This window comes from Trujillonella humicola (genome assembly GCF_046233715.1).
Lineage (GTDB): Bacteria > Actinomycetota > Actinomycetes > Mycobacteriales > Geodermatophilaceae > Trujillonella > Trujillonella humicola.
This window is the reverse complement of sequence record NZ_JBJNRJ010000024.1, coordinates 1-20,221: the sequence shown is the minus strand read 5'-3', so window position 1 is coordinate 20,221 and position 20,221 is coordinate 1. Positions and strand designations below refer to the sequence as shown.

Below are 20,221 nucleotides of genomic sequence, written 5' to 3'. Positions count from 1 at the left end.
GCACTCCTGACCACTCCCGTGCACGCTGTCGGCATCGTCGCAGCGGCCGGGAGTGGTCTGCGTCTGGGGGCCGACCGTCCGAAGGCGCTGGTCCCGCTCGGTGGCCGGCCGCTCGTGGTCTGGGCGGTCGCGACCCTGCTCGACGGCGGTGCGGACGAGGTCGTCGTCGCCGTCCCCGCGGCCGAGCGCGCCGCCTTCGCCGGCGTCCTGCCCGCCGCGACCCGGCTGGTCGACGGCGGTGCCACCCGGACCGCGTCGGTCCGGTCGGCCCTGGCCGCGGTCGACCCGGCGGCCGACGCCGTCCTCGTGCACGACGCGGCCCGGCCGCTCACCCCGCCCGGCGTCGTCGCCCGGGTCCTGGCGGCGCTGGCCGCCGGCGCGCCGGCCGTGGTCCCCGTGCTCCCGGTCGTGGACACCACGGTGGTGGTGGACGCCGAGGGCACGGTCACCTCGGCGCCCGACCGGGCCGCGCTGCGCCGCGTGCAGACCCCGCAGGGCTTCGCCCGCGCCGTGCTCGGCGAGGCCTACGACCGGCTGCCCGCCGGCACCGAGCTGACCGACGACGCCGCCGTCGTCCGCGCCGCGGGTGTGCCGGTGCGCACCGTCGAGGGTGACGAGCGGGCGGCGAAGGTGACCGTGGTGCACGACCTGGCGCTCGCCGAGCTGCAGGTGGCGCGGTGAGCGGGCTGCCGCGGGTCGGCACCGGCGTCGACGTGCACCCGGTCGAGCCGGGTCGCGCGTGCTGGCTGGCCGGTCTGGAGTGGCCCGGCGCCGACGGGTGCGCCGGGCACTCCGACGGCGACGTCGTCGCCCACGCGGTCACCGATGCGGTGCTCGCCGCGGCCGGGCTCGGCGACATCGGCGGCCTGCTCGGCACGGACGACCCCCGCTGGGCCGGTGCCCGCGGTGCGGCGGTGCTGGAGCACGTCCGCGAGGTGGTCGAGGCGGCCGGCTGGCGGGTCGGCAACGTCTCGGTCCAGCTCGTCGCGCCCGGCCCGAAGGTCGGGCCACGGCGGGGGGAGGCCGAGGCGGTGCTGTCGGCGGCGCTGGGCGCTCCGGTGAGCGTCTCGGCGACCACGACCGACGGGCTGGGGCTGGTCGGTCGCGGCGAGGGCCGGGCCGCGGTGGCGACGGCGCTGGTGGTCCGGATGGACGCCGCGGGTGGCTCCGTAGAATCCGCGCGGTGAGCCTGCGCCTGCACGACACCGCCGCCCGCGCGGTCCGAGACTTCGAGCCCCTGCGCGCGGGTGAGGTCTCGATGTACGTCTGCGGGCTCACCGTGCAGGGACCGCCGCACGTGGGGCACGTGCGCGCCGCGCTCAACTTCGACGTGCTGCGCCGCTGGCTGACCGCGACCGGGCACCGCGTGACGCTGGTCCGCAACGTCACCGACATCGACGACAAGATCCTCGCCAAGGCCGAGACCCACGGCGTGCCGTGGTGGGCGTGGGCCTACGAGAACGAGCTCGCGTGCACCCGGGCCTACGACGTCCTCGGCGTGCTGCCGCCGACGTACGAGCCGCGGGCCACGGGCCACGTCCCGGAGATGATCGAGCTCATGGAGCGGCTGATCGAGCGCGGGCACGCCTACGCGGTCGACGGGGACGTCTACTTCGACGTGCGTTCCTTCGCCGGCTACGGCGCGCTCACGGGGCAGCGCCTCGACGACCTCCAGCCGGCCGCCGACACCGACACCGACGACCGCAAGCGGGACCCGCGCGACTTCGCGCTGTGGAAGGGCGCCAAGGCCGGCGAACCGGAGACGGCGTCCTGGCCGACACCCTGGGGCCGCGGCCGGCCGGGCTGGCACCTGGAGTGCTCGGCGATGGCCGGGCGCTATCTCGGCGCGGAGTTCGACATCCACGGCGGCGGGCTGGACCTGCGCTTCCCGCACCACGAGAACGAGCAGGCCCAGTCCCGCGCCGCCGGTGACGGCTTCGCCCGCTACTGGGTGCACAACGGCTGGGTGACCCTCGGCGGGGAGAAGATGAGCAAGTCGATGGGCAACACCGCCCTGGTCGACGAGGTCGTCACGCGCGTGCGCCCGGTCGAGCTGCGCTACTACCTGGTGACGCCGCACTACCGCTCGACCATCGAGTTCACCGACGCCGCGCTGCAGGAGGCCGGTGTCGCCTACCGGCGGATCGAGTCCTTCGTCCGGCGGGCCGTCGAGCGCGTGGGGGACGTCGGGCCCGCCGGGCGCCCGGCGTCCTTCGACGCCGCCATGGACGACGACCTGCGGACCTCGGCCGCGATGGGCGTCGTGCACGACACCGTCCGCGACGGCAACGGCGCACTGGACCGGGCGGACGACGAGGCGGTGGCCGCGGCGCTGGGCGCGGTGCGCGCGATGCTCGCCGTCCTCGGCCTGGACCCGCTCGACCCGCACTGGGCGGCGGCCGGCGGCGCCGACGACCGGCTGGCCGAGGTGACCGACGGTCTCGTGCGGCTGGCGCTGGAGCAGCGGCAGGCCGCTCGCGCCCGGAAGGACTTCGCCACCGCCGACGCGGTCCGCGACCAGCTCACCGCCCTCGGTGTGCAGGTCGAGGACACCCCGGCCGGACCCCGATGGGAGCTGAGCCGCTGATGGCCGGCAACAGTCAGCGCCGCGGCCGCAGCAGCGGCGCCGGCAAGAAGACCGCCACCGCCGGCACCGGGGGCAAGAACCGCCGCTCGCTGGCCGGTCGCGGCGCCACCCCGCCGGCCGAGATGCGCAAGGGTCACCCCGCCCAGCGCAAGGCGCAGGCCGACGCCCGGCGGCGCGCCGAGCGCGATCGCAGCCGCCAGCGTGCCGAGGAGACGCCGGAGCTCCTGCTGGGCCGCAACCCCGTCGTCGAGGCCCTGCGCGCGCAGATCCCGGCGACGGCGCTGTACGTGGTCACCGACGCCGGCCGCACCGACGAGCGCATCACCGAGGCGCTGACGCTGGCCGCCGACCGCGGGTTGCCGCTGCTGGAGGTCGGCAAGGCCGAGTTCGACCGGATGTCGAGCGGCGCGCTGCACCAGGGGATCGGCCTGCAGGTGCCGCCCTACGAGTACGCGCACCCCGAGGACCTGCTCGACTTCGCCCGCGACTCCGGCCGGCCGCCGCTGGTGGTGGCCATGGACGGCGTGACCGACCCGCGCAACCTCGGCGCCGTCGTCCGGTCGGCCGCGGCGTTCGACGCCCACGGCGTCGTCGTCCCGCAGCGGCGGTCGGTCGGCATGACCGCCTCGGCCTGGCGCACCAGCGCCGGCGCCGCGGCGCGGCTGCCCGTCGCCCGCGCGGTCAACCTCGCCCGGGCGCTGGCCTCCTACCAGGACGCCGGCCTGCAGACGGTGGGCCTGGCCGGGGACGGCGACGTCGACCTGCACGACTTCGACGGGTTCGGCGACCCGGTGGCGCTCGTGGTCGGCGCCGAGGGCACCGGGCTGTCGCGGCTGGTGCGCGAGCGCTGCGACGTCGTCGTCCGGATCCCGATCGCCCGCGACACCGAGTCGCTGAACGTCAGCGTCGCGGCGGGGATCGCCCTGTACGCGGCGGGCGCAGCCCGGCGGTGAGCCGCCCGCCCCGGGCCGCCGCGCTGGACCTCGAGGCGCACCCGGAGGGCGGCTGGTACCGGCGCACCTGGTCGTCCCCGGCCGTGCTCGGCAGCGGTCGCCCGGCGACGACGGCGATCCTGTTCCTGCTGGCTCCCGGCGAGCGGTCCGCGCCGCACGTGGTGGACGCCGACGAGCTGTGGCTCTGGCACGGCCCCGGCGAGCTCCTGCTGCGGTTGGGGGAGGAGCGCGTCGTCCTCGGCCCCGGCCGCCCGCAGGTGCTGGTGCCCGCCGGTGTGGAGCAGTCGACCGAGCCCGGGTCCGACGAGGTCCTGGTCAGTTGCGTGGTGAGCCCCGGCTTCGAGTGGCGCGGCTTCCGCCTGACCTGACCGCCGAAGTGGCCACTTCGGCGGACCTGACCACCGAAGTGGCTACTTCGGCGGACGTCCGTCGGCGGACGGCCACCGGTGGTGGTCAGCCGATGAGCTGGGCGAGGGAGTAGATGACCAGCCCGGCCAGCCCGCCGACGACGGTGCCGTTGATGCGGATGAACTGCAGGTCACGGCCCACCTGCAACTCGATGCGCCGGCTGGTCTCCTCGCTGTCCCAGCGGGCGACCGTGCTGCCCACGACGTCGGCCAGGTCACCGGAGAGCCGCTCCACCACGTAGCCGGCCACCCGCCGGCTGTGCCGCTGCACCAGCTCCCGGGCGGTCGGGTCGGTCTGCAGCACCCCGGCGGCGTCCCGGATCAGCGCGGCCACCCGCCCGCGCAGCTGCGAGTCCGGATCGGACGCCGCGGCGAGGAACGCCGCCTTGGCGTTGGTCCACAGCGAGCCCGACCAGGTGCGGATCGCCGGGTGCTCGAGCAGGTCCTTCTTGAACTCCTCGACCCGCGCCTGGGTGGCCGGGTCGGTGCGCAGGGCGTGCACGTAGGCCCGCAGGCGGGAATCGTAGACCCGGCGCAGCTCGTGGTGCCGGTCGTCGCCGACCTCCTCGAGGAACTCCTGCAAGCCCGTGAAGGCGCGGTTGAACACCCGGTCGTCGACCCAGTCGGGAACCCAGGCGGGGGACGCGTCACCGAGCTGGGCGCGGAAGACGACGCGGTTCTCCTCGAGGAACCGGGCCATGTACCGCAACCCTGCCGACAGGACCTCCTGGTGCCGGTCGCCGTCGACCACCAGCTCCAGCACCCGGGCCAGCACCGGTGAGGCCGGCGTCTCGTGCAGCTTGCGGTCGACCAGCGCGGCGACGGCGGGCTGCACGTCCTCGTCGCGCAGCAGGTCGGTGAGGCCCGACAGCGCCGCGGCGGCGTCCCCGGCGAGCCGCTCGGGCCGGCCGGGAGCGGCGAGGAAGGCGCCCAGCCGCCCGGGGACGTCGATGCTGGCGAGCTTCTCCTCGACCACCGCGCGGGTGAGGAAGTTCTCCTGCACGAAGGTGCCGAGGCTCGCCCCGATCTGGTCCTTCTTGCGCGGGATGATCGCCGTGTGCGGGATCGGCAGCCGCAGCGGGTGCCGGAACAGCGCGGTGACGGCGAACCAGTCGGCCAGCGCGCCGACCATCGAGGCCTCGGCGGTGGCGCGGACGTAGCCGACCCAGGGGCCGGCGTCGTCACCGATCAGCACGCAGGTCAGGAAGACGGCGGCGGCGGCCAGCAGCAGCCCGGTGGCCACCCGCTTCATCCGGGACAGGTCCCGCGCCCGCTGCGGGTCGTCGAGCGAGCTCGCGAAGGGCGCGGACGCGGTGGGTGCCGTCACGGACCGAGACTATGGCCCCCGCGCCGGGCCCCGCCGCGCGCTCGCGAGCGGTGGAGGCGAGGGGTCCTCGCTCAGCCGGCCGCGGCGGTCAGCGTCACGTCGACGGTCGCCGTCCCGCCGTCCCGCCGCACGGTGAGCGCCACCTGCTCGCCGGGCGCGTGGCCGCGGACGGCGGCGGTCAGCTCGGTGGAGGTCGTGATCGGCCGGTCCCCGACGGCGGTGATCACGTCACCGGCGGTCAGGCCGGCGTCGGCGGCGGGCGAGCCGGGCTCCACCGACAGCACCTGCGCGCCGGTACCGACCTCCTCGCTGCCGTCGGTCCGCGTGCTCACCCCGAGGAAGGTGGTGTCGGCGGTGCCGTTGGCGATGATCTCCTCGGCGATCCGCTGCGCGGTGTTGCTGGGGATGGCGAAGCCGACGCCGATGCTGCCGCTCTGGCCCTGCTGGCCCGGCGCCCCGGAGGCCACCGTGGCGATGGCGGTGTTGATGCCGATGACCTCGCCGGCCGCGTTCACCAGCGCCCCCCCGGAGTTGCCGGGGTTGATCGCGGCGTCGGTCTGCAGCGCGTCGATGACGGTGGCGTCGTCCCGTGTGGAGCCGGTGGCCACCGCGCGACCGGTGGCGCTGACGATCCCGTCGGTCACCGTGTCCGACAGCCCGAGAGGCGCGCCGATCGCCACGGCCAGGTCGCCCACCTGTACGTCCCCGGAGTCGGCGAACTCCGCCGGGGTCAGGTCGCTCGCGCCGTCCAGCCTCAGCACCGCCAGGTCCGAGGTCGGGTCGGTGCCCACGACGGTGGCGTCGTACAGCGAGCCGTCGGAGGTGCGGACCTGGACACTCGCCGAGCCGGTGCTGCTGTCGAGGGTCACGACGTGGTTGTTGGTGACGACGTAGCCGTCCGAGGTGAGGACGACGCCGGACCCGCTGCCGCTGGAGGACCCGCTGCTCACGTACACGGTGACGACGCTCGGCGTGGCCTTCGCGGCGGCCGCCGTGACCGCCGTGGCGTTCTCCGGGTCGGTGATGGTGACCGCCTGCGTGGCGACCGGGTTGCCGCCGCCGCTGCTCCCGCCGTCGGTCAGCACGACCACGCCGGCCCCCGCTCCGCCGCCGATCAGCGCGCCGGCGACGAGGCCGGCGAGTCCGATCCGCACCCGCCCGCCCCGCCGGGCCGGCGGTGCCGGGGACGGCAGCGGGGTGGCGTGCACCGGCCCGCTCCCGAGGGCCGCCGTGGACCAGGTGGGTGCCGGCGGGACGGGCGGCGCCGGAGTGCGCCACGCCGGGGGGACCTGCCCGTGCGGAGCCGGGCCGCCGTGCGGCTGCTGCGGGCCGTGTCCCGCCGCGTCCGGGGTGTCTCGCTCGTCCATGTCCGGTCCTCCTCCTCCGGCGCAGCCGATCGCTGCTCCGGGTACCAGGATCGGCCTCCCGTCTCCTGCCTCGCTGGACACCCGCTGTGAGGTCGCTGGGACGACACGCGGTGACGCGACACGCCGCGGAGCTGTGTGCGATCCGGCGACACCGGGGTAAGGGGCCGCGGCGTGCGGACCACGGTGGTACCGCTGCATCCCACCCGTCCGTCGTCCGGAGGCCGTCGTCGTGTCGTCCCGCGGTCCGCTCGTCCGCTGTCTCGCCTTCCTGGGGCTCGTCGTCGTCGGCGGGCTCGCCCTGATCGGCGGGCTCGCCCTGCGCCCCGCCGGCCTGCTCGCCGTCGGGCTGGGCGCCGTGGTCGCCGGCGCGCTCGCCGCCGGCATCGCCCGGGAGGCCTCGGACGACGACCTGCGCACCACGATCGACGCCACCTGGCAGACGGCCGGGTGGACGGTGCTCGGGCTGCTCGTCCTCTCCGGCGTCGCCGCCGTGGCCGGCGCGCTCATCACCACCCTGGTCGGCGCCGTGGGCGGCATGCTGGGCCTGGCGGTCTGGATGGCGCGCACCCGGCCCTCGCGGCGGTCGCCGGCCGCCCCTCCGGCGTCCCCTCCCGCCGCGGCACCTCCGTTTCCTCCGGCCGGAGCTCGTCCGGTTCCTCCGGCCGGAGCTCGGCCGGTTCCCGCGCCGGTCTCCCGACCGACCGTGGTGACCGGCAACGTCGCCGGCGGGCCCCTGGCCGCCGCGCCGCTGAGCGCGCTGCCGCTGGAGGTGCTCGGCCACGAGTGGACGTCGACGTCCGCGGCGCTGGCGGCGGGCCCGGACCCGCGGGCCCGTGAGGCGATCGTCGGCCGGCGCGAGCAGGTCCTCGACGAGCTCGAGCGGCGCGATCCGGCCGGGTTCGCGCGCTGGCTGGCGGCGGGGCCGCTGTCGGCGACCGACCCGGCCCGTTACCTGCGCGCGGGTGCCGCGGGCACCGACGTCTGACCGGCCGACCCGCGCCCACCGGTGGCGCGGGCGCCGTCCTGTCCTCCGTCCCGGGACCTGCCCCGTGCCCCGCCGGCCTGCGGCGTGGCCTGTGGGAACGAAGGGTCTCGTGGAACGCCGCGGGTGACCTGCTGGTCACGGAGGACCGTCCGTCGCCACCCCTGGGTGGGCCCTGGTCACCGACGTGCCGGATCGTCGGGACGGGGTCCACCGGGCGGCGCGGAGGCCCGTGGACCAGCAGAGGAGACTCGCACTGCATGGCGAACGGACATCCGGACGTGCGGGTCGCCGCATCTCCCGGTCATCTCGCGGCGGCCGGCCTCACGGCGATCGCGGTGTCCTTCGCCTTCGCCCGGTACGGGTACGGGCTCTTCCTGCCTCAGTTCCGGGAGACCTTCGACCTGTCCACCGACACCGCGGGACTGCTGGCCGCCGGCGGCTATGCCGGCTACCTGCTGGCGTTGCTGGCCACCGAGGCGCTCGTCGCCCGGACAGGGCCGCGGCTGCTCGTCCTGATCGGCACGTCGGCGGCCACCCTGGGTACGGCCGTGATCGCCGCGGCGCCGAACACGGTGGTGCTCGCGATCGGGATCTGGGTCGCCGCGACGAGCCCGGGTTGGTGCTGGGCGCCGTTCTCCGACGCCGTCGCCCGGCAGGTGCCGAAGGACCGGAGACACCGCACCCTGTCGGTGATCACGTCCGGGACGACGTTCGGCGTGCTCGTCTCCGCCCCGGCGGCCTGGCTGACCGGCGAGGGGTCGGCCTGGCGCCTGGCGTGGGCCGGCTTCGCCGTCGTCGCGCTGGTCTCGGCCGTCTGGAACGTGCAGCTGCTGCCCGGTGGACCCGACCCGCGGCGCACGGACGCCCCGGCAGGCACCTCGTCGTGGCGCTGGCTGCGGCGCCCCGGCAGCGCGCCCCTCCTCCTCGCCGGCGCCGGGTTCGGGCTCACCAGCACCGTGTACTGGACCTATGCCGTCGACCGCATCGCGGGCGCACCCGAGCTACCGGACGTCGCGGCACCGGTGTTCTGGGTGCTCGTCGGCGCCAGCGGGATCGTGGGCACCACCACCGGCCACCTGGTCGCCACCGGTGGACCGCGCTGGACGCTGGTCGCCACCTCGATCGCTCTCGGCCTGGCGTCCGCGCTGCTGGTCCTCACGCCGTCCTGGCCGCTGCTGGCGGTCTCCGCGGTGCTCTTCGGCTCCAGCTTCATGGTCCTCTCCGCCCTGCTGGTGATCTGGTCCGGTGAGGTGTTCCCGGACCGACCGGCCACCGGTTTCAGCGCGGCGCTGTGCGCCCTGGCCCTGGGCGCCATCGCGGGGCTCCCCGTGCTGGGTGCCTACGCCGAAGCTCGCGGACTGCCCCTCATGTTCGCCGTGAACGCGGCGCTGGTCATCCCGATGCTGCTGCTGCGGCCCCGGCTCGCCCGGCCCGCCGGCTGACCGTTCCCCGGACCCGGACGACGCCCGCGGACCCGGTCCGGGCGCACGGCGACCGAGCCCGATCGCGCGGTGGACGGTCCGTCCCGGGGGGTGAGCCGACGCCGTGTCGTCGAGGCCGCGGAGTCTCCCTGCGAGCAGTCCCTAGACTTGTCCCGGGACTTGGTCCCATGTCCCGCCGGCGTGGCGCAACTGGTAGCGCACCCGACTTGTAATCGGGCGGTTAGGGGTTCGAGTCCCCTCGTCGGCTCCCATCCTCGCGTGCCGCCCTGCCCTCCCCGCCGGGCGCCGCCCGACGGCCACGTGCAGCGTGGACGTCCTGCTCACCCCCTGCTTCGGGGATTACCGGGACCTCTGGCGGCCACCGACCATGCTGGTGATCCGCCAGGTCTCCGAGTGCCGGATCGAGGACCGGGGCCGCTCGGCCGCGGCAGCTACGGGCCGGGAGGGACACCGTGACCGCGCAGCGCAGCGCCGCGTCCGACCACCCGCCGGAGGACGCTCCGCCCGGGTGGACCCGCCTGGTCGGCCCGGGAGCCGACCAGGGCTCGCCGCGATCCCGGCCGACCGTCCGGCGGGTCCTGATCCGGTTCGCCGTCGCGAACGTCGTCGCCGCGGCGCTCCTCCTGGCCGGCAGCGTGTACGCCAGCCACGTGACGGCCCGCAACCAGGCCCTGGCCGACGCCCGGACCACCACCGACCTGATCGCCACCCTCCTGGTCCAGCCGGCCCTCGACGAGGCGCTGCTGCGCGGGGACCCCGACGCGGTGGACCGGCTGGACGCCGTCGTCCGGGGCGAGCTGCGTGACGCCGCCGTCGTTCGGGTCAAGATCTGGAACGCAGACGAACGGATTGTCTACTCCGACGAGGCCCGGCTGGTCGGCCGCACGTTCCCGGCCGGCGAGTACCAGGTGGAGACGATGGCCGACGGGCACGTCGTCGCCGAGCTCACCGACCTCGGCGACGACGAGAACATCTACGAGCGCTCCGCCGGGCGGCTGCTGGAGGTCTACCGGACGGTCGCCACGCCCTCGGGGGAGCGCCTGGTGCTCGAGACCTACTTCCGGTACGACGAGGTCACCGACCGCCAGCGGTCCATCCTGCTCCACTTCGCCCCGATCACGGCGGCGGCGCTGCTGGTCCTGCTCGCCCTCCAGGTGCCGCTGGCGCACCGGATGATCAGGGCGGTCAGGGCCGGCGACGGCGAGCGGCTGCGGTCCTCGGCCCGGGCGGTCGCGGCGTCGACCCGGGAGCGGCGCAGGATCGCCGGGGACCTGCACGACGGCGTGGTCCAGGACCTCTCGGCCGCCCCGCTGATCATGGCGCGCGCCGTCGACCGCATCGCCACCGCCTCCGACCGGCGGGCCGACGACGCCGAGCTGCTCACCGATCTCGGGGCCGCCACGGCCGCCGTCCGGTCGTCGGTCACGTCGCTGCGCACTCTCATGATCGACATCTATCCGCCGCACCTGGCCGACGCGGGGCTGCCCGCCGCCCTGGCCGACCTCGCCGCCCGTGTCGAGTCGCGCGGCGTCCGGACGCGGATCGCGCTGCCGCCGGGCCTCGACCTCCCGCCCGAGACGGCCGGCCTGCTCTTCCGGGTGGCCCAGGAGGCGCTGCAGAACGTCGTGAAGCACGCCCGCGCCACCCGGGCGGTCGTGGCCGTCTCCGAGCAGGACGACGTGGTGGTGCTGGAGGTCAGCGACGACGGCACCGGATTCGACCTCGCGCCCGCCACGGGCCGGCGGTCCTTCGGTCTGCGGGTGCTCGGCGACGTGGCAGAGGCCGCCGGGGCCACGCTCGACCTGGCCACGGCCCCCGGTCAGGGCACGACGGTGCGGCTGCGGGTGCCCCGGTGAGCCCGCGGCCGGTTCCACCCGAGGGCGTACGACTGTCGGCCGATTGCGCCTGCCACGCCGCATCCCGTGTATTGGGGAGTGCGGGGCCCCCCGTCCCCGGGCCGCCGGCCGGCGCCGGATCGGCCAGGCTGGAGCACGCGACCCGGTGCGCCGCCGGTGCGGCCGGCAGGCACGAGGAGGACCCGGATGCCGATCAGAGTCCTCGTGGTGGACGACCACCCGCTGATCCGCCGGGCGCTCGTGGAGCTGTTCGGCGACTCGCCCGGCATCGAGGTGGTGGGCGAGTGCGCCGACGGCTGCGAGGTGCTCGAGGCCGCCGAGCGGACCCGCCCCGACGTCGTCCTCATGGACGTGAAGATGCCGGTCATGGACGGCCTCGAGGCGACGTGCGCGCTGCTGGCTGCCCATCCGGAGATGCGGGTCGTCATCCTCACCGGTGCCCTCACCCCGGCGACGGCCTGCGAGGCGCAGGCCCTGGGCGCCGCCGGCTACCTGCTCAAGGAGGAGAACCCCGGCGAGTTGCCGGACCGGGTGCGGGAGGTCGCCGCGGGCGGGACCGCCTGGAGCCCGGCGGCCGCGGCGGCGCTGGGGGAGCAGTGGCGCTCGGCGCCCGGTGGAACCGGGTCCCCCCATCTCGAGGAGAGCCCGGCCCGCTACCGCTGACCCCGGCGGCCGGAGACCCGCCCCACGCGACCGGGGACGGTCCGCGAGGACCCGCCCGCCCGGCCGGGTTCCGCGGCTCCGCATCGCGAGGTGCGGATCGGGCCCGGCGCGGGCACACACCCGCCCATGAAGGCCCCGCTGCCGTGATCGACGTGCTGCTCGTCGACGACCACGCGCTGGTCCGGGCCGGCCTGCGCGGCGTCATCGGCTCCGCCGAGGACATGCGGGTCGTCGCCGAGGTGTCCGACGGCGCGCAGGCCCTGCAGGCCATCGCGACCGCGTCCCCCCAGGTGGTCCTCATGGACCTGTCCATGCCGGTCCTGGACGGCGTGGCCGCCACCCGCGAGATCACGGGGCGGCACCCCGGCGTGGCCGTCGTGGTGCTGAGCTCCTTCTCCGACGCGCCGCGCGTCACCGAGGCGCTGGACGCCGGTGCCATCGGCTACGTCCTCAAGGACACCGAGCCGGCCGTGATCCTCGAGGCGATCCGCTCGGCGGCGCGAGGCCACTCGCCGCTGGACCCGCGGGTGGCCCGCACCCTGCTCTCCGCCCGCCGCGAGCCGGGGGCGGTCCCCGAGCTGACCGAACGCGAGCAGCAGGTCCTGCGGCTGGTCGGCCGGGGCCTGGCGAACAAGCAGATCGCGCGGGCGCTCGGCATCCGCGAGGGAACGGTCAAGGCCCACCTGGGCAGCGTGTTCCAGCGGATCGGCGTCCACGACCGCACCTCGGCGGCCCTGTGGGCGCGCACGAACCTGCCGCCGGAGGAGGACCCGGCGCGGTCCGGCTGAGGGAGCCGGTCAGTCGAAGCTGCCGGCCCCGCCGACCCGGTACGGCGCACGCCGCTCCGCGCGGGCCCGCTCGATGCGCTCCTCGCGCAGGGCGGCGGCCGTCCCCGCGGGGTAGCCGGCCTTGGCGACCCGGTGCTCGGTCGTCTCCACCATGAAGGCCAGGGAGAACATCAGCCCGATCAGGAGGCCGCCCAGCGCCGCCGAGAAGCGGTAGACGACCGGCACGGGGACGACCAGGCACAGCGCGACGAGCGGGAGCATCTGCACCACGGCGCGGGCCAGGTGGCGGCGGACCCAGCCGAGCTCGGTCGTGTCGGCCAGCACCCACGGCGCGAACCGCTCGGGCAGGCCGCCGCCGAGGGCGTAGCGGAGCCACCGGAGGGGACCGGGCCGCGGCGCGGCCGGCGGCGCGGGGGAGCGGGTGCGCACCCCTCGACGGTAGGCCTCCCGGGTGATCCACGGGAGGACCGTTGCGGCTGGGATGTGGCGTACCGCACACTCGCGGCATCGGTCGCGACCCCAGGAGGCTCCCGTGCAGATCGCGCAGCTGCTCCGTCGCAAGGGCCCGGAGGTGGCGACCGTGCCGCGCGACGCCACCGTCTCCGCCGCGCTCCGCCTGCTCGCCGATCGGGGGATCGGTGCGCTCGTGGTGTCGCCGGACGGGCGGGCCATCGAGGGGATCGTCACGGAGCGCGACGTCGTCCGCGCGTTGCCCGAGCAGGGTGCCGCGCTGCTGGACCAGCCGGTGTCGGCCGTCATGACCGCCGAGGTGCGCACCTGCGTGCCGACGGCCTCGGTGCACGACCTGGCCCGGACGATGACCGACCACCGCATCCGGCACGTCCCGGTGGTCGAGGGGGACCGGATGGTCGGCATCGTCTCCATCGGCGACGTCGTCAAGGCCCGTCTCGACGAGCTGGAGCAGGAGCGGGCCCAGCTGGTCGACTACATCCAGACGGCGTGACCACCGGGTCGTGAGCCCGGCTCACGACCCGCGCCTGCCCGGGCGTACCGTGCGGCGGTGCAGGAGGGCCGGATCGGGGTGCTGTCCGGGCTGGCGGCCTACCTGCTGTGGGGTGTCTTCCCGCTGTACTTCCGGCTGCTGGAGCCGGCCGGGGGCGTGGAGATCGTCGCGCACCGCGTCGTGTGGTCGCTGGTCTTCATCGGACTGCTGCTCACCGTCCTCCGGCGGTGGCGGCTGGTGCGTCCGGCGGTCACCGACCGCCGGACGCTGCTCGTCCTCGCCGCCGCCGCGCTGCTGATCGCGGTCAACTGGCTGGTCTTCGTGGTCGCGGTCAACTCCGGTCACGTGGTGGAGACCTCGCTCGGCTACTTCATCAACCCGCTGGTCAGCGTGCTGCTGGGTGTCGTCTTCTTCGCCGAGCGGCTGCGGCCGCTGCAGTGGACGGCGGTCGGTATCGCCACCGTCGCGGTGGTCGTGCTGACCGTGGACTACGGCCGCCCGCCCTGGGTCGCCCTGGCGCTGGCCGCCAGCTTCGGCCTGTACGGCCTGATGAAGAAGCTGGTGCGGGTCGAGGCCGCGCCGGGCCTGTTCGTGGAGACGGCGATCGTGCTCCTCCCGGCCGCGCTCTTCCTCGTCGTCCTGCACTCCCGCGGACAGGGGACGGCCGGCAGCGAGGGCGCGGGGCACACGCTGCTGCTGCTGAGCTCCGGCATCGCGACCGCGATCCCGCTGCTGCTGTTCGCCGCGGCCACCCGCCGGGTGCCCCTGTCGACCGTCGGCCTGCTGCAGTACGTCACGCCCCTGATGCAGCTGGCCCTCGGGGTGTTCGTGTTCCACGAGCCGATGCCGCCCGCGCGGCTGGCCGGCTTCGTGATCGTCTGGGTGGCCCTGGCTGTGTTCAGCGTCGACAGCCTCCGGCACGCCCGCGCCGGGGCCCGGCGGCGGTCGGCGGACACGGTGACCGCGCCGGTCTGAACGACGTCGGGAACGTCGGTGCCCCCGACTACCGTCGCAGGTGTCGCGCTGCTTCCCCGCGCGCACCGACGACGAGGACGCCCGATGCACCCCGAACCAGCCTCCGCGGTCTCCCCGCCGGGGGGCGAGGTCACCCCGCCCGAGCAGGGGCCGACCCACCCCGCTCCCGGGACGGCCGGCTCCCCGGACGCCGCGCTGACGCGGCGCGAGCACGAGATGCTCGCCTTCGAGCGGCAGTGGTGGCGCCACGCCGGCGCGAAGGAGGCGGCCATCCGGGAGCGCTTCGACCAGGCGCCGACGCGCTACTACCAGGCGCTGAACGCGCTGGTGGAGAAGCCCGCGGCGCTGGCTGTCGACCCCCTGCTGGTCCGCCGCCTCCGGAGGCTGCGCGCCGCGCGCGGGCAGCGTCGTTCGTCGCACCTGCTGGGAAATGACAACCGTGTTGTCTAGCCTCGACCACTGTGGGGAGGCATGCCGCGCCAGGCGGTGACGGAACGGAGCGGGGGAACCCCCCGGTCCCGATGAACCGTCGGCGTACCGACGCCCCGGCGGCCGCGCCGGCGGAGCTCCCGGAGGACCCGGGCGACCACCCCACGACGCCCGGGCGCAGCCGCGCCGACCGCCGCCGCGACGGGCTGCTCGACGCCGGGATCGATCCCGGCCGCCGCCCCGCCCGCGCCGCCCGTCCCGGAGCCCCCGAGCCCGGCCGGGCGCCCGGGGCCCCGGCGCGACCCCCGGCGGTCGCCCGCCCGGCGGCTGCGTCGTCGCCCCGGCAGCGCCCGTCCGAGGCGCCCGCGCCGAGCCGGCCGCCGGCCGGCCGGCCCGCCGTGGCCGCACCGGCGGTCGCCGCCGCGCAGGCGGCGCGCCCGGTCGCGGGGCCGAGCACGACCGTCGCGCCCTTCCGTGCGGTGCCGTCGCCGGGTCCCACCGAGCACCCCTCGGCGCCGCTGCCCGACGTCCCCGGCGCCGGCTGGGACCGCGGCTGGCTCGACGAGCCGTCGGTCGCGCCCGAGGTGCCGCCGACGGTCGTCCCCGCCGCCGAGCCCGCCGCCGAGCCTGCCGCGCCGTCGCGCCGTGCCCCGTCCGCACCGGTCCCGTCGCAGGGCAACCCGGCCTACCGGGACTGGACCCGCCCCTCGGGGCAGGGCGCGGCGCCGGCGACCACGGCGATCCCGGACCGGGACGCCGGCCGCGGTCGCCGGGACGCGCCCGTCGCCGACGCCGTTCCCGGGACCGTCGTCCCCGACGCCGTCCCCGGGACCGTCGTCCCCGACGTCCCGCCCGCCGGAGCGGACGGAGGCGTGGCGGAGCAGCCGCGGGACCGGGTCCGGGACGACGCGGGCGGCGCGCACACAGGCGTCGTCGGCGGCCGGGCGGCGCTGCGCGAGGAGCGGCGCGCCGCCGAGGACGAGCGCCGCCGGGAGGCCCGGCGCCACGGGGTGGCGCACGTCCGCGCGCGCGTCCCCGGCACCGAGGACGACGAGCCCCGCCCGGCCCGCCGCCGGGGGGTGGCCGCGCTCCTGGCCGTCGTCGTCGTGGCACTGGTGGTCCTGGGGGTCTACTCCTTCGCCTCCCCGCAGACCCAGCCGGCCTCCGACGGCGAGCAGCAGGCCGCACCGAGCGCCCCGGCGCCGGTGCAGACCAGCGGGGCGCTGCCACCGCTGGAGGCCGAGCCGCTGTCGACCGTCGCCGACGCGCCCGGCACGCCCGTCCGCGTCGGGGTGACCGTCCTCAACGCGACGAACGTCAACGGGCTGGCCGCCGACATCGCCGGCGTCCTGGCCGGGGACGGCTGGGAGACCGTCGCCACCGGCGCCTACGACGGGGACGACGTCGGCGTCACGACGGTCTACTACACCGAGGGCGTCGACGAGCAGCGGTGGTCGGCGGAGCAGCTGCACGAGCTGCACCCGGAGGTGAAGGTCGTGGCGGTGCGCTTCTTCGAGGTCCCCGGCGAGACCGACCCCGGCCTGGTCGTCGTCGCCGCCGGTGACTGGCGGCCCTGACGCATCATCCACCCGCGGTCCGCCGCCGGAACACCGTCGTGTCGCCGTCCGTTGGCCGCTGCGTGCGCCCACCCCGCGGGCCCGTACGTCACCGCCCGCGCCCCGGCGCCCGGCCGGCGTCCGCCGCCCTGCTCACGCTCCTGCTCTCCCTGACCCTCCTCGTCCTCGTCCCGCCGGCGCCGGCCGCGGCCGCCGAGGAGGTCACCACCGAGGACGCGACCGTCCCCTCGGGCACCGGCGCGGACGCCGTCGAGCTCGACACCACGCTGTACCGGCCCGGATCGGCCACGGCCGGCGACCCGGCGCCCGCGGTCGTGCTCGCCCACGGCTTCGGCGGGAGCAAGGACTCCGTCGCCGACGACGCCCGGGACCTCGCCGGCCGCGGATTCGTCGTCCTCACCTTCTCCGCGCGCGGCTTCGGCGCCAGCACCGGGCAGATCGGGCTGGACGACCCCCGCTACGAGGTGGCCGACCTCTCCACGCTGCTCGACCTGCTCGCCGAGCGCGACGACGTGCTGCAGGACGCCCCGGGCGACCCGCGGGTGGGCGTCGCCGGGGCCTCCTACGGCGGCGCGCTGTCGCTGCTGGGTGCCGCCTACGACGACCGCGTCGACGCCATCGCCCCGCAGATCACGTGGAACTCCCTGACCGCCGCCCTCTTCCCGGACTCCCGCGGGGAACCCGGGGACGCCACCACGGTGGCCGCCACGCCGCAGGGCGACGGCGGGGTCTACAAGCGGCTGTGGTCGGGGCTGTTCTTCGGCGTCGGCTCGGTGCCGACCGCCGGCGGCCTGCTCGACCTGCTCGGCGGCGGGGGAGCGGCCGACGCCGGCGCGGACGGACCGGCCCCGGCCGACCCGGCGGCGGTGGACCCGTCCACGGTGGATCCCGCCGCCGTGGAGCAGGCGCTCACCTGCGGCCGCTTCCGCGCCGAGGTCTGCGCGGCGTACCAGGACGCCGCGGTCACCGGCACGCTGACGCCGGAGATCGCCGCGGTCCTCGACCGGAGCAGCCCGGCCGGCGTGCTGGACCGCATCACCGCGCCGACACTGCTGGTGCAGGGCACGCAGGACTCGCTGTTCGGCCTCGGGCAGGCCGACGCCAACGCCCGCGGCATCGCCGCGAACGGCACGCCCGTCCGCGTCGTCTGGTTCGACGGCGGGCACGACGACCCGCCGGCCCCGCGCGTGGCGGCCGGCCTGCGCGACGAGGTCGCCGGCTGGTTCTCCTGGCACCTGCGCGACCAGGGCGACCCCGACCGCGGCAGCGACCCGGGTACCGGATTCGAGTTCCCGGCGCCCACCGGCATCGCGACCAGCGGCCTCACCGTCCAGGGCGGCGGCGCCGCCCGGACGGTGGTCGTCGACGCCTATCCCGGACTCGACGGCGCCGAGCCGGGTGCGCGGGCCCCGATCGCGGTGTCCGGCCCGGTCCAGCCGGTGGTCACCCCCGCCGGCGGCACGCCCGCCGCGCTGACGACCGTGCCGGGACTCGGTGCGGTGTCCGCGGCGCTCGGCGGCGCGACCGTGGAGATCCCCGGCCAGTTCGCCGCCTTCGACAGCCGGCCCCTCCCCGAGGCCGTCGAGGTGGTCGGGGCCCCGACCGTCGACCTCGCCGTCTCCTCGCCCAGCGGCACGGCGGTGCTGTTCGCCAAGCTCTACGACGTCGCCCCCGAGGGCGGCCTCACCCTGCCGGCCGGCCTGGTGGCGCCGGTGCAGCTGACCGGCCTCTCGACCGATCCGGCGGCGCCGACGGAGGTCACCGTCACGCTGCCGGGGATCGTGCACCGCTTCGAGACCGGCCACACGATGCGCGTCCTGGTGTCGTCCACCGACCAGGCCTTCGCGCTGCCCGCCGAGCCGGCGGTCTACGCCGTGGCGCTGGCCGACGGCGACGGCGGGGTGCTGTCCGTGCCCGAGGTCGACGGCACCCCGGTCGGCGACTCGGGGACGACCCGCTGGTGGGTCCTGCTCGGCGTCCTCGCGGCGCTGGCGCTGCTCGGCCGGCTGGCCGCCCTCCTGTGGGGCCGCCGGCAGCGGCGCCGCGTGTCGGAGGTGGAGCCGGACGGCGAGGACGTGCCGCTGCGGTTCGAGGGGGTCACCAAGGCCTACAAGGACGGCTTCGTCGCCGTCCGCGACCTGTCCTTCGAGGTCCGCCGCGGTCAGGTGCTGGGTTTGCTGGGTCCCAACGGCGCCGGGAAGACGACGTCGCTGCGCATGCTCATGGGGCTGATCCGCCCGACGGAGGGCCGGATCAGCGTCTTCGGCCACGCGGCGGGCCCCGGCAAGCCGGTGCTGTCGCGGCTGGGCTCCTTCGTCGAGGGCACCGGGCTGATGCCGCACCTGTCCGGCCGGGACAACCTCCGGCTGTACTGGGCGGCGACCGGCCGGCCCGACGCCGACGCGCACATGGAGGAGGCGATCGAGGTCGCCGGCCTGGGCGCGGCCATCGACCGGCCGGTGCGCCGCTACAGCCAGGGCATGCGCCAGCGGGTGGCGATCGCGCAGGCCATGCTCGGGCTGCCCGACCTGCTCGTGCTCGACGAGCCGACCAACGGGCTGGACCCGCCGCAGATCCACGCGATGCGCGAGGTGCTGCGCTCGTACGCGGCCACCGGGCGCACGGTCATCGTCTCCAGCCACCTGCTCAGCGAGATCGAGCAGACCTGCAGCCACGTCGTGGTCATGGCCAAGGGGCAGAAGATCGCGCAGGGCACCGTCGAGGAGATCGTCGGCACCGGCGGGTCGGTGCTCGTGGGCCTGGCCGACGAGGCGGACGCCGACCGGGCCGTCGCCGTCCTGGCGGCACTGCCCGGGGTCACGGTCGAGCGAGCCGACGACGGTCTGGTCGTCGAGCTGAGCGGCGGCACCAGCCGGGCCGATGCGCTGGGGGCCCTCGTGGCCGCGGGCGTGGCGGTCGAGCAGTTCACGCCGCGGCGGCGGCTCGAGGACGCGTTCCTGGCGCTGGTGGGGGAGGGCTCGTGACCGAAGTGGCCATTCCGGCGGACCACGTGCAGCCGACGGGGGCGGTGGCCGGCTACCGGCCGGAGCGCACCCTGCGCCTGTCGGTGGAGCTGCGCCGGCAGTTCAAGCGGCGGCGCACCCTCGGCGTGCTCGCGCTCATGGTGGCGCTGCCGCTGATCCTCATCGCCGCCCTCCAGTTCGGCGCCGGCGAGGACGCGCGGGCCAACAGCCGGCTCAACCTGGTCGACGTCGCCACCGCGAGCGGGCTGAACTTCACGCTGTTCGTCCTGTTCGCGACGACGGGCTTCTTCCTGGTCGTCGTCTACGCGCTGTTCTTCGGCGACACGGTGGCCAGCGAGGCCTCGTGGGGGTCGCTGCGCTACACGCTGGCCACGCCGGTGCCCCGGATGCGGCTGCTCCGGCAGAAGTTCGCCGCCGCGCTGCTGCTCTCGGTCGGCGCGCTCGTCGTCCTCACCGCGGTGGCCGTGGTCGCCGGTGGCATCGCGTTCGGCTTCGACGCGATCCGGACGCCGCTGGGGGTCACCCTCGACCAGGGGGAGGGGATGCTGCGGCTGGCCGGGATGGTCGGCTACCTCGCCGTCCACCTGCTGGTCGTGGGCACCCTGGCGTTCTGGCTGTCCACCGTGACCGACGCGCCGCTGGCGGCGGTCGGCGGCGCGGTGTTCACCATGTTCGTGTTCGCGATCCTCGACCAGGTCGAGCAGCTGGGGTCGATCCGCGACTGGTTCCCCACCGCGGAGGAGTTCGCCTGGACCGACCTGCTGCAGACGCCGGTCGACTCCGGTGACCTGTTCCGCGGCGTCGTCCAGTCGCTGGTCTACGCCGCGATCTTCACCGCGCTGGCCTTCCGCCACTTCGCCCGTCGCGACGTCACCTCCTGAGCGGAGTGCCACGGTGCAGGAAACCTGCACCGTGGC

General features: G+C 76.2%; 19 protein-coding genes and 1 tRNA gene. 17 read left to right on the top strand and 3 right to left on the bottom strand.

Annotated elements, in window-relative coordinates:
• Positions 1–18 precede the first annotated feature (18 nt).
• From ispD to ACK586_RS13605, 5 genes are read left to right on the top strand one after another with little or no spacing between them, the layout of a single operon-like run.
• Positions 19–681, top strand: a complete 663-nt coding sequence (gene ispD, locus ACK586_RS13625; RefSeq protein WP_409331028.1) for a 2-C-methyl-D-erythritol 4-phosphate cytidylyltransferase — start codon at positions 19–21, stop codon at positions 679–681.
• A complete protein-coding gene (gene ispF, locus ACK586_RS13620; RefSeq protein WP_409331027.1) occupies positions 678–1,187 on the top strand; it encodes a 2-C-methyl-D-erythritol 2,4-cyclodiphosphate synthase in 510 nt (169 codons plus the stop codon). The genes ispD and ispF overlap by 4 nt, the downstream gene beginning before the upstream one ends.
• On the top strand, positions 1,184–2,587 hold the full coding sequence (cysS, locus tag ACK586_RS13615) for a cysteine--tRNA ligase (protein WP_409331026.1): 1,404 nt from the start codon (positions 1,184–1,186) through the stop codon (positions 2,585–2,587). Before ispF ends, cysS begins: the two co-directional genes overlap by 4 nt.
• A complete protein-coding gene (rlmB, locus tag ACK586_RS13610; RefSeq protein WP_409331025.1) occupies positions 2,587–3,540 on the top strand; it encodes a 23S rRNA (guanosine(2251)-2'-O)-methyltransferase RlmB in 954 nt (317 codons plus the stop codon). Before cysS ends, rlmB begins: the two co-directional genes overlap by 1 nt.
• On the top strand, positions 3,537–3,908 hold the full coding sequence (locus ACK586_RS13605) for a cupin domain-containing protein (RefSeq protein ID WP_409331024.1): 372 nt from the start codon (positions 3,537–3,539) through the stop codon (positions 3,906–3,908). Before rlmB ends, ACK586_RS13605 begins: the two co-directional genes overlap by 4 nt.
• An 85-nt stretch (positions 3,909–3,993) precedes the next feature.
• On the opposite strand, the gene ACK586_RS13600 is transcribed toward ACK586_RS13605, so the two are convergent.
• Positions 3,994–5,274, bottom strand: a complete 1,281-nt coding sequence (locus ACK586_RS13600; RefSeq protein ID WP_409331023.1) for a DUF445 domain-containing protein — start codon at positions 5,272–5,274, stop codon at positions 3,994–3,996.
• 71 nt (positions 5,275–5,345) lie between these two features.
• A complete protein-coding gene (locus tag ACK586_RS13595; protein WP_409331022.1) occupies positions 5,346–6,641 on the bottom strand; it encodes a S1C family serine protease in 1,296 nt (431 codons plus the stop codon).
• 229 nt (positions 6,642–6,870) lie between these two features.
• Here ACK586_RS13595 and ACK586_RS13590 point away from each other — a divergent pair, with 229 nt between their 5' ends.
• From ACK586_RS13590 to ACK586_RS13565, 6 genes are all read left to right on the top strand, one after another.
• Positions 6,871–7,626, top strand: coding sequence for a hypothetical protein (locus tag ACK586_RS13590; RefSeq protein ID WP_409331021.1), 756 nt, complete (start codon positions 6,871–6,873; stop codon positions 7,624–7,626).
• Between the two features lie 257 nt (positions 7,627–7,883).
• Positions 7,884–9,068, top strand: coding sequence for an MFS transporter (locus ACK586_RS13585; RefSeq protein WP_409331020.1), 1,185 nt, complete (start codon positions 7,884–7,886; stop codon positions 9,066–9,068).
• A gap of 174 nt (positions 9,069–9,242) precedes the next feature.
• A tRNA-Thr gene (locus ACK586_RS13580) sits at positions 9,243–9,315 on the top strand.
• A gap of 205 nt (positions 9,316–9,520) precedes the next feature.
• Positions 9,521–10,924, top strand: coding sequence for a sensor histidine kinase (locus ACK586_RS13575; protein ID WP_409331019.1), 1,404 nt, complete (start codon positions 9,521–9,523; stop codon positions 10,922–10,924).
• A 186-nt stretch (positions 10,925–11,110) separates the two neighbouring features.
• On the top strand, positions 11,111–11,587 hold the full coding sequence (locus ACK586_RS13570) for a response regulator (protein WP_409331018.1): 477 nt from the start codon (positions 11,111–11,113) through the stop codon (positions 11,585–11,587).
• Positions 11,588–11,730: 143 nt separating this feature from the next.
• Positions 11,731–12,375, top strand: coding sequence for a response regulator (locus tag ACK586_RS13565; RefSeq protein ID WP_409331017.1), 645 nt, complete (start codon positions 11,731–11,733; stop codon positions 12,373–12,375).
• Positions 12,376–12,384: 9 nt separating this feature from the next.
• Here the strand turns inward: ACK586_RS13565 and ACK586_RS13560 are convergent, their stop codons facing one another.
• Positions 12,385–12,804, bottom strand: coding sequence for a DUF5313 family protein (locus ACK586_RS13560; protein ID WP_409331016.1), 420 nt, complete (start codon positions 12,802–12,804; stop codon positions 12,385–12,387).
• Between the two features lie 103 nt (positions 12,805–12,907).
• Here ACK586_RS13560 and ACK586_RS13555 point away from each other — a divergent pair, with 103 nt between their 5' ends.
• The 6 genes from ACK586_RS13555 (at position 12,908) to ACK586_RS13530 (ending at position 20,185) form a co-directional block, all read left to right on the top strand.
• Positions 12,908–13,339 (top strand): CBS domain-containing protein, encoded by a 432-nt coding sequence (locus ACK586_RS13555; protein WP_409331015.1) that lies wholly within the window; start codon positions 12,908–12,910, stop codon positions 13,337–13,339.
• Between the two features lie 57 nt (positions 13,340–13,396).
• The gene (gene rarD, locus ACK586_RS13550; RefSeq protein ID WP_409331014.1) at positions 13,397–14,314 is read left to right on the top strand and encodes an EamA family transporter RarD; all 918 of its coding nucleotides are present in this window, start codon (positions 13,397–13,399) and stop codon (positions 14,312–14,314) included.
• A gap of 84 nt (positions 14,315–14,398) precedes the next feature.
• On the top strand, positions 14,399–14,764 hold the full coding sequence (locus ACK586_RS13545; RefSeq protein WP_409331013.1) for a DUF3263 domain-containing protein: 366 nt from the start codon (positions 14,399–14,401) through the stop codon (positions 14,762–14,764).
• Positions 14,765–14,835: 71 nt separating this feature from the next.
• Positions 14,836–16,320 carry a LytR C-terminal domain-containing protein gene (locus tag ACK586_RS13540; protein WP_409331012.1) on the top strand — a complete coding sequence of 495 codons (1,485 nt, stop codon included), beginning with the start codon at positions 14,836–14,838 and terminating at the stop codon, positions 16,318–16,320.
• A 62-nt stretch (positions 16,321–16,382) separates the two neighbouring features.
• On the top strand, positions 16,383–19,304 hold the full coding sequence (locus tag ACK586_RS13535) for an alpha/beta fold hydrolase (RefSeq protein ID WP_409331011.1): 2,922 nt from the start codon (positions 16,383–16,385) through the stop codon (positions 19,302–19,304).
• The gene (locus tag ACK586_RS13530; protein ID WP_409331010.1) at positions 19,301–20,185 is read left to right on the top strand and encodes an ABC transporter permease; all 885 of its coding nucleotides are present in this window, start codon (positions 19,301–19,303) and stop codon (positions 20,183–20,185) included. Before ACK586_RS13535 ends, ACK586_RS13530 begins: the two co-directional genes overlap by 4 nt.
• Positions 20,186–20,221: the final 36 nt, after the last annotated feature.

Excerpts from the sequence above, each read along its gene's own strand:
- rlmB (WP_409331025.1), top strand. The coding sequence starts at position 2,587 with ATGGCCGGCAACAGTCAGCGCCGCGGCCGCAGCAGCGGCGCCGGCAAG.
- ACK586_RS13595 (WP_409331022.1), bottom strand. The coding sequence starts at position 6,641 with ATGGACGAGCGAGACACCCCGGACGCGGCGGGACACGGCCCGCAGCAG.
- ACK586_RS13585 (WP_409331020.1), top strand. The coding sequence starts at position 7,884 with ATGGCGAACGGACATCCGGACGTGCGGGTCGCCGCATCTCCCGGTCAT.
- ACK586_RS13570 (WP_409331018.1), top strand. The coding sequence starts at position 11,111 with ATGCCGATCAGAGTCCTCGTGGTGGACGACCACCCGCTGATCCGCCGG.
- ACK586_RS13545 (WP_409331013.1), top strand. The coding sequence starts at position 14,399 with ATGCACCCCGAACCAGCCTCCGCGGTCTCCCCGCCGGGGGGCGAGGTC.
- ACK586_RS13540 (WP_409331012.1), top strand. The coding sequence starts at position 14,836 with ATGAACCGTCGGCGTACCGACGCCCCGGCGGCCGCGCCGGCGGAGCTC.